This window comes from Streptomyces sp. NPDC020958 (assembly GCF_055562175.1).
The window spans coordinates 199,019-206,737 of the sequence record NZ_JBVHFU010000015.1 but is presented as its reverse complement, the minus strand read 5'-3'; the positions used below and the strand labels follow the sequence as shown (position 1 = coordinate 206,737).

Here is a 7,719-nt window from a genome sequence, read left to right as displayed (position 1 = left end):
TCTCGCCGACCCACTCACCCATCACCACGAAACGAGTCTGGCCCCACCGCTCACGCGGCGGGGCCAGAACCCCAAGATCTTCATGAGCCTTCTAGCCCCTCATGGGCGCATCGCCGGCGGGGCCCGCTCTGGCCCGGACCTCCGCCGCGAACGGTCCTGCTCCCGAGGCCGCCGTCACGTCCGAGACGTCCCCCGTCAGCACGCACCGCGTCAGCCGGGTGCCCTGTGCGCGGGCCACCCGGTCGGCCCGCGCACAGGCCACCGACGTCCCCTCGGCCCAGTGGTCCGCCGCGGCGAGCGCGGCCATGTCGGCGCCGCCGGCCGCGCGGTGCCGTGCGACCACGGCCTGCCCGAGTCCGAGCACGACGCCGAACACGACGCACAGGACGGCGATCGCCCCCACGCTCCAGACGGTGGCGGATCCCTGATCCGAGTACGGGCGCTTCACGGTCCCTCCGCCGACGCCACCGCCGACTCCCGCACCTCGAACGGCAGCGTACCCAGCACCGGCGGCCTCGCCACCACCGTCACCCGGATCCGGTCGCCCTCTCTGCCCACGGTCACCGTCGCCCCGTCCGGCGCCGCCTCCTTCGTCACCGCGACCACCGCGTCCTCGGCGTCCTGCCGCGCTGCGGCCCGCGCCCCGGTACGGGCGGCGTCCACGCACCGGATCTGGGCGGCCACCACCAGCAGCCCCCACACCAGCGCCATCGTGAACGCCACCAGCACCGGCAGCACCACGGCCGCCTCCGCGGTCACGAACCCCCGGTCAGCCCGGCGCCCTCGCTCACATCCGCGCACTGAGGGCTCGTTTCACGATGTCCTGCAGTTCCTGACTGACCTGCCCGCTCGTCACCACCGCGTACAGGACCGCCGCGAACCCGACGGCGGCGATGATCCCCATCGCGTACTCGGACGTGACCATTCCGGCGTCCCTACGCAGCAGCATCCGCATCTTCCGGTACATCTTGACTCCCTTTGATCCGTTGAACCCGATTTGATCCGTTGAATCCGTTGAATCTGGCTCAGTTCCGTCGCCAGCCCGCTCGCGGGCCGTCATCCGCCACCTCCTCGCAGCACTCCGCCCGCCAGCCCGATCACCACGGGCAGCACCCCGACGGAGACGAACGCGGGCAGGAAGCAGAGCCCCACCGGCGCCGAGATCAGCACGGCCGCCCGTCGTGCCCGGGTGGTCGCGGCCCGCGCCCACTCCGCACGGGCGTCCGAGGCGAGCCGGGCGACGGGAACCGCGGCCGGCAGCCCGGACTCGTCGGCCCGCTCCAGCAGCCGGGCCAGGGCGGCGGCGCCCGGCAGCGCCGCCAACCGCCGCCAGGCGTCCGCCGGTTCGCCGCCCAGCCGCACCTCGGCCGCGCCCCGCGCGAGCCCGTCCCCGACGGGTCCACCGAGAGCCTCGCCGACGGCCTGGGCGGCGACCACCGGACCGGCGCCGGCCGCGATGCAGGCCGCCAGGAGGTCGGCGGCGAGGGGGAGTTGACGCGCGGCCTCGGCCGCCTCCGCCCGCGCCGCCCGCTCCCCGTCGCCCTCCCGGCGCCGCCACCGCCACAGCCCGGCGGCGACGCCCAGCCCCAGCAGCGCCCCGGTGATCCCGCCGACCAGCACCCAGCCGCCGCACACCACGCCGACCACCGGCAGCCACCTGCGAAGGGCGCCGCCCACGTCGGGGTGGAACTCCGCCGTCTCCAGGGCCAGCAGTGCGGCCACCCGGCGCCTTGCCCGGCGCCCGCGCCCGGCCCGCTCCAGCCGCCACGCCGACCAGCCGAGGACCAGCAGCACCGCGACCGTCGCCCCCAGCCTGTGGACAACCGTCAGGCTGGGGACGGCCGTCAGCCTGTGCAGGACCTCCGCGCTCATCCCGCCTCAGCTCCCCGCACGATCCGGACCGCCCACCACATACCGGCGCCTTCGAAAACGGTGCCTGCGACCAGGCAGCCCAACCCAGCCCCGGTGTGCAGCAGCACCCGCAGCGGCTCGGCACCCATGGCCGAGCCGAGCAACAGGCCGAGGGCGGGCAGGGCGGCGAGCATCAGGGCGGTGGCCCGGGCGCCCGACAACTGGGCCCGCAGGTCGGCCCGCTGGTCCCGGTCGGCGCGCAGGGCCGCGTCCAGGCGGTCCAGGCCCGCGGCCAGTCCCGCACCCTGGTCGACCGCCACCCGCCAGCAGGCCGCGAGCCCCGACAGGCCGTCGGCGCCCGGCTGCCGAGCCGCCACCGCAAGGGCGCCCGGCACATCCCCGCCGAAGCGGGCCGCCGCCACCACCGCGGCCTGGGCCTCGCCCAGTCCGCCGGAGTCCCGCGCGGCCCGCAGCAGCGCCTCGGCGGGCTGCCGTCCGGCACGCACCTCGCCGGCGAGCGCCCCGCACAGCGCGATCACCGCGTCGGCGCGCACGTCCCGGGTACGCCGCGCCTGCCGGGCCAGCCGCAGCCGGCGCAGCACCGGGACCCCGGCCGCCCCCGCGAGGACCGGAAGGACCGAACCGGCGAGGAACGCGAGCGCCAGCCCGACGACGAGAGCCCACCACTCCGCACGCAGGCGGCCGTGCAGCCGCCGCAGTTCCCCGGCCGCACGCTCCCAGGAGGGCGGTCCGGTGGCCACCACCCCGCCCCCGGCGAGCAGCAGCCGTGCCCGCCGCACCTCACGCTGCCGCCCGGCCAGCAGCCAGGCCATGACCCCACCGCACACCACGACAGCACCCACCGTCGTCTCACCCATCACGGGCACCCTTTCTCGGAATTCCGGTCACTCACGTCACTTCGAAACAGCTCCCGCAGCCGCTCCCACCCCCGCTCGCGTGCGAACGCGTCCGTGCCCCAGCGCAGGGCCGGAACCGTCCGCACCAGACCCGACGGGTCCCGTTCCAGCACGTGCACCTCGGTGATCCGGCGTCGGCCCGCGCGGTCCCGTGCGAGGTGCAGCACCACCGACAGGGCGGCCGCCAACTGGCTGTGCAGGGCCGCCCGGTCGAGTCCCGCGGCCGTACCGAGCGCCTCCAGGCGGGCCGGTACGTCGGCCGCCGCGTTGGCGTGCACGGTGCCGCAGCCGCCCTCGTGGCCGGTGTTGAGCGCGGCCAGCAGGTGCACCACCTCGGGTCCGCGCACCTCTCCGACCACGAGCCGGTCGGGGCGCATCCGCAGGGCCTGCCGGACCAGGTCCTCCAGGGTGACCAGGCCGGCGCCCTCCTGGTTGGCGGGTCTGGTCTCCAGCCGTACGACATGGGGGTGTTCGGGCCGCAGCTCCGCCGAGTCCTCGGCGAGCACGATTCGCTCCCCCGGACCGACCAGCCCGAGCAGGGCGCTGAGCAGGGTCGTCTTGCCGGTGCCGGTGCCGCCGCTGACCAGGAAGGACAGCCGGGCCGTCAGCAGGGCGCGCAGGATCCGGTCGCCGCCGGGCGGAACGGTGCCCGCCGCGACCAGTTCGTCCAGCGTGAACGCCCGGGGCCGTACCACCCGCAGGGACAGGCAGGTGCAGCCGACCGCCACCGGGGGCAGGACCGCGTGCAGGCGGGTGCCGTCGGGCAGCCGGGCGTCCGCCCAGGGACGCGCGTCGTCGAGGCGCCGGCCGGCCACCGCGGCCAGTCGCTGCGCGAGACGTCGTACCGCCGCCGCGTCCGGGAAGGCGACCGGGGTCAGTTCCAGGCCGCCGCCGCGGTCCACCCAGACCCGGTCGGGGGCGGTCACCAGGACGTCGGTGACCGTGGGATCGGCCAGCAGCGGCTCCAGGGGGCCGCTGCCGACGAGTTCGGAGCGGAGTCGTTCGGCCGCGCCGAGGACTTCGGCGTCGCCGAGCACCCGGCCCTGTGCGCGCAGGGCCTGCGCCACCCGCGCGGGCGTGGGCTCGGCGCCGCTCTCGGCGAGCCAGCGCCGCACCCCGTCGAGCAGGGCCGGGCCGTCACCGCCCGGGGCGCCGGGCCTCATACGCCACCTGCCTCTACCAGCGTCCGTTCCCAGAAGTCCTTGCAGAAGCGGGCCAGCGGCCCGCGTGCGACGGCGCCCGGGGGCTTGCGGTCGGGACGGGACAGGCCGGGTTCGGCGGGCACTTCGCCGGCCAGGGGCAGGCCGAGCAGGTGGGCCACCTCCCGGTCGTCCAGACCCGGCGGGTACGGCCCCCGCACCGCCACCCGCAGGTCGCGCACGACCATGCCGACGGTGGCCGCCACCCGTCCGGCGGCGGCGATCGCGCGCAGTTCGGCCGGGACCACCAGGACGGCCAGGTCGAGCTGGGTGAGGACTTCGGCGATCCCGTCGTCCAGGCGGCGCGGCAGGTCGACGACGACCGTGCCGCCGCGCCGCCGGGCGGCCGCGAGCACCGCGCGGACGGCGGGCGGCGGGATCGCCACGCAGTCGCCACGGTCCCAGCTGAGGATGCGCAGCGAGTGCAGTTCGGGCAGCGACTCCTCCAGGGCACCGCTGCCGAGCCGGCCGCGCGAGGCGGCGAAGGCGGGCCAGCGCAGGCCCTCGGCCGTCTCGCCGCCGAGGAGTACGTCGATTCCGCCGCCCAGTGGATCCGCGTCCACGAGGAGGGTGCGCAGTCCCTCACGCGCGGAGGTGACGGCGAGCGCGCAGGCGAGCGTGGAGGCACCGGCCCCGCCCCGGCCGCCGATCACTCCGACGGTGAGGGCCGGGCGGCCCACCCCCTCGACGACGTCGGCGATCCGGTCCACGAGCCACTGCTCGCCGTCCGGCAGCATCAGGACGTGGTCGGCGCCGATCTCCACGGCCCGTTTCCACACGTCGGGGTCGTCCTGGTCCTGTCCGACCAGCACCACCCCGCGCCGGCGGGTGGCCCCGCGCACCCGCCGTGCCGCGTCGTCGCCGACCAGGACGAGCGGGGCTGACTCCCAGCCGCCGCCGCGTTCCGGTACGCCGTGGTGGACCTCTGGTTTGGCGCCGGCCGCCGCGCACAGCCGCAAGAGGTCGTCGAGGAGTTCGGCGTCCTCGGTGACGATCATCGGGCGTCCGGGCCGTCCCGCGGCGGCGGGCGGTGGATCCTGGGTGACGGTTTTGGCCATGTGAGCTTCCCCCTTGGCTGAGTGGTCGCTGAGTGGTCGCCGAGTGGTGGCGCGTGGCCACTGCGGCCCCGCGATTCCCAAACGTGTGAAGAACCGGCAATCGGCCTTCATATGCACGGCCGGTAGAAACCGGCCGTTGACGCCCGGCAATGGGAACCGGCCATGAAGTGGCCGCCGCCGGATCGCGCTGGAATCACGGTGCAGCGAACCGGGAAATCGTGTGGATCTTGGTCGAAAACCGTGGACAGGCCGGGGGTTGTGAATATCTCCGTCACCCATACCGGCGAGCCTCGCGCTGGGCTCCCGCGACTTCCACAGCGCAGCGCCTCGACTACTCCGCGTGACGGATCATGGGCATGCGAAAGGGGCGGCCGAAGCCGCCCGGCCAGGCCTCGCGGCCCGCGAAGAGAGGGGAGAAACCCACCCGGACATGCGACGACCCCCACCGGGGGGGAGAGTGGGGGTCGTCTCCACGGCCGACTCGGGGGGGGGAGGAGCCGGACCGGGTTAGCACGGTCGCGAACGATCCGTGACTTCCATGGTGTACCCGAGAGCCCTCTCAGGCAAACCCACGCGCCCCACCTTACGCCGAATGGTGGGCGCCTATGCTCGGGGTCGTGGAAAACCACTCCTTGCCTCGCACAGCGGCGTTCTTTGACCTGGACAAGACGGTCATTGCGAAGTCGAGCACGCTCACCTTCAGCAAGTCGTTCTACCAAGGCGGCCTGATCAACCGCAGGGCGGCACTGCGCACCGCGTACTCCCAGTTCGTGTTCCTGGTCGGCGGTATGGACCACGACCAGATGGAGCGCACCCGCGCGTACCTGTCCCGCCTCGTCCGCGGCTGGAACGTCCAGCAGGTCAAGGAGATCGTCGCCGAGACCCTGCACGACCTGATCGACCCGATCATCTACGACGAGGCCGCCTCCCTCATCGAGGAGCACCACCGGGCCGGCCGGGACGTCGTCATCGTCTCCACGTCGGGCGCGGAGGTGGTCGAGCCCATCGGCGAACTCCTAGGGGCGGACCGGGTGGTCGCCACCCGGATGGTGGTAGGCGAGGACGGCTGCTACACGGGCGAGGTGGAGTACTACGCGTACGGCCCGACGAAGGCGGAGGCCGTCCGCGAGCTGGCCGCCTCCGAGGGATACGACCTGGAGCGCTGTTACGCGTACAGCGACTCGGCGACCGATGTGCCGATGCTCCGGGCGGTCGGGCACCCGCACGCCGTGAACCCGGACCGCGCGCTGCGCCGCGAGGCCCTCGCGCACGGCTGGCCGATCCTCGACTTCCACCGCCCGGTGCGGCTCAAGCAGCGGCTGTCCACGCCCCCGCGGCCGGCCCTGGTCGCCGCGGCCGCCATAGGCGCGGCGGCCGCCACCGCGGGTCTGGTCTGGTACGCGAGCCGGCGCCGCAGCACGGTCGCCTGAAGCGGCCGGCCCCGACCCCCTCATTCACCCGTTCGGCTCATCGGCGCCCTTTTAGTGCGTCTTTGAACCTAAAAGTAAAGAACTGCAGGCAGGACTTCCGCTTGCTCCGGGCTTGCAGTACAAAGGGGTTAGCGGCCCGCGAGACCAAAGGACATCCGAGAGGATCACCTTTAATACGCATTTGGCCCCACGGACCCAGCATGGCCACCGCGCACCCACGCGACGTCGACCCGTCGATTACGGGCCAGCCGCACCAGGTGACGGGCAAAGCACCCGACCTGATGGGCGACACATCGAGGACGCTTGGTAACCCGGTGAACATGCCAGCGGCGGTACGAGTCCTCGTACCGCCGCAACCCTTTTCCGGACCCTTCGGTCCTACGCCGCCCCGCGCTGCAGCGCCTCGCAGACCGCCGTCGACTCGCGCACGCCCAGTTCGACCGCGCGTCCGCAGTGCGCGATCCAGGCCGCCATTCCCTCCGGGGTGCCCGAGACATAGCCGTCCAGGGCAGCCAGATAGGAGGCGCGGCCCAGCTCCGCGTGGCCGACCTCGGCGGGGCAGATCGCCTTGGGGTCGAGACCGCTGCCGATCAGCACGATCCGCTCGGCCGCCCGCGCGACCAGTCCGTTGCTCGTGGTGAAGGGCCGCAGGGCGAGCAGTTCGCCGTGCACCACGGCGGCCGTCACCAGTGCGGGCGCCTGGCTCCCCGCGATGACCAGCCGGGCGAGGCCCTCCAGGCGCCCCGCCACCTCGTCCGCATCCGGCAGCGGCAGCTCGACCAGCGGCTCGTCGACACGCTCGCCGGCCTGCCGCGGCCTGCCGACCTCGTCGCCGCCGGTGGCCGCCGCCACCAGGTGCAGCCGGGCCAGCACCCGCAGCGGCGACTGCCGCCAGATGGACAGCAGCTGCCCCGCCTCCGCGGTCAGCCGCAGCGCCGCTCCGACCACGCGCGCCTCGTCGTCCACCCCGAAGTCGGAGCGCCGCCGCACCTCCTCCAGCGCCCAGTCGGCCCCGGAGAGCGCGGCACTGCCCCGGGCGCCGCGCAGCGCGGCCTCGGAGGTGACGGCGTTGCTGCGGCGCCGCATGACCCGGTGCCCGTAGACCCGGTCCACGGCCCTGCGCACCGACTCCACGGACTCGGCCACCCCGGGCAGCGCGCCCAGGGCCGCGAGCGGATCGGCGGTCGCACCTGTCGTACTCATGAGTAAGACCCTACGCACCCCGGCCGCGCACTCCACGAAGGAGTGGTCTTCTTCACTCCGC

General features: G+C 74.4%; 9 protein-coding genes. 1 reads left to right on the top strand and 8 read right to left on the bottom strand.

Translation table 11 applies throughout. The features are described from left to right. Positions 1–91: 91 nt before the first annotated feature. The 7 genes from ACZ3KP_RS33590 to ssd all read right to left on the bottom strand — a co-directional run bounded on the left by ACZ3KP_RS33590 (position 92) and on the right by ssd (position 5,025). Positions 92–448, bottom strand: coding sequence for an Rv3654c family TadE-like protein (locus ACZ3KP_RS33590; protein WP_467504119.1), 357 nt, complete (start codon positions 446–448; stop codon positions 92–94). Then, positions 445–759: a TadE family type IV pilus minor pilin gene (locus ACZ3KP_RS33585; protein ID WP_467504117.1), complete on the bottom strand. Its 315-nt coding sequence runs from the start codon at positions 757–759 to the stop codon at positions 445–447. The genes ACZ3KP_RS33590 and ACZ3KP_RS33585 overlap by 4 nt, the downstream gene beginning before the upstream one ends. A 28-nt stretch (positions 760–787) precedes the next feature. After that, positions 788–967, bottom strand: a complete 180-nt coding sequence (locus ACZ3KP_RS33580; RefSeq protein WP_358981885.1) for a DUF4244 domain-containing protein — start codon at positions 965–967, stop codon at positions 788–790. Positions 968–1,056: 89 nt separating this feature from the next. After that, positions 1,057–1,872 (bottom strand): type II secretion system F family protein, encoded by an 816-nt coding sequence (locus ACZ3KP_RS33575; RefSeq protein WP_467504115.1) that lies wholly within the window; start codon positions 1,870–1,872, stop codon positions 1,057–1,059. Continuing rightward, positions 1,869–2,729, bottom strand: a complete 861-nt coding sequence (locus ACZ3KP_RS33570; RefSeq protein ID WP_467504113.1) for a type II secretion system F family protein — start codon at positions 2,727–2,729, stop codon at positions 1,869–1,871. The genes ACZ3KP_RS33575 and ACZ3KP_RS33570 overlap by 4 nt, the downstream gene beginning before the upstream one ends. Then, positions 2,729–3,931, bottom strand: coding sequence for a TadA family conjugal transfer-associated ATPase (locus tag ACZ3KP_RS33565; RefSeq protein ID WP_467504111.1), 1,203 nt, complete (start codon positions 3,929–3,931; stop codon positions 2,729–2,731). The genes ACZ3KP_RS33570 and ACZ3KP_RS33565 overlap by 1 nt, the downstream gene beginning before the upstream one ends. Next, positions 3,928–5,025 carry a septum site-determining protein Ssd gene (gene ssd, locus ACZ3KP_RS33560; protein WP_467504109.1) on the bottom strand — a complete coding sequence of 366 codons (1,098 nt, stop codon included), beginning with the start codon at positions 5,023–5,025 and terminating at the stop codon, positions 3,928–3,930. Before ssd ends, ACZ3KP_RS33565 begins: the two co-directional genes overlap by 4 nt. A gap of 605 nt (positions 5,026–5,630) precedes the next feature. Here ssd and ACZ3KP_RS33555 point away from each other — a divergent pair. Next, positions 5,631–6,455, top strand: a complete 825-nt coding sequence (locus ACZ3KP_RS33555) for an HAD family hydrolase (RefSeq protein ID WP_132889477.1) — start codon at positions 5,631–5,633, stop codon at positions 6,453–6,455. Positions 6,456–6,833: 378 nt separating this feature from the next. On the opposite strand, the gene ACZ3KP_RS33550 is transcribed toward ACZ3KP_RS33555, so the two are convergent. Next, positions 6,834–7,658 (bottom strand): Fic family protein, encoded by an 825-nt coding sequence (locus ACZ3KP_RS33550; protein ID WP_467504108.1) that lies wholly within the window; start codon positions 7,656–7,658, stop codon positions 6,834–6,836. Between the last annotated feature and the right edge of the window lie 61 nt (positions 7,659–7,719).

Excerpts from the sequence above, each read along its gene's own strand:
- ACZ3KP_RS33565 (WP_467504111.1), bottom strand. The coding sequence starts at position 3,931 with ATGAGGCCCGGCGCCCCGGGCGGTGACGGCCCGGCCCTGCTCGACGGG.
- ACZ3KP_RS33575 (WP_467504115.1), bottom strand. The coding sequence starts at position 1,872 with ATGAGCGCGGAGGTCCTGCACAGGCTGACGGCCGTCCCCAGCCTGACG.
- ACZ3KP_RS33570 (WP_467504113.1), bottom strand. The coding sequence starts at position 2,729 with ATGGGTGAGACGACGGTGGGTGCTGTCGTGGTGTGCGGTGGGGTCATG.
- ACZ3KP_RS33555 (WP_132889477.1), top strand. The coding sequence starts at position 5,631 with ATGCTCGGGGTCGTGGAAAACCACTCCTTGCCTCGCACAGCGGCGTTC.
- ssd (WP_467504109.1), bottom strand. The coding sequence starts at position 5,025 with ATGGCCAAAACCGTCACCCAGGATCCACCGCCCGCCGCCGCGGGACGG.
- ACZ3KP_RS33550 (WP_467504108.1), bottom strand. The coding sequence starts at position 7,658 with ATGAGTACGACAGGTGCGACCGCCGATCCGCTCGCGGCCCTGGGCGCG.
- ACZ3KP_RS33580 (WP_358981885.1), bottom strand. The coding sequence starts at position 967 with ATGTACCGGAAGATGCGGATGCTGCTGCGTAGGGACGCCGGAATGGTC.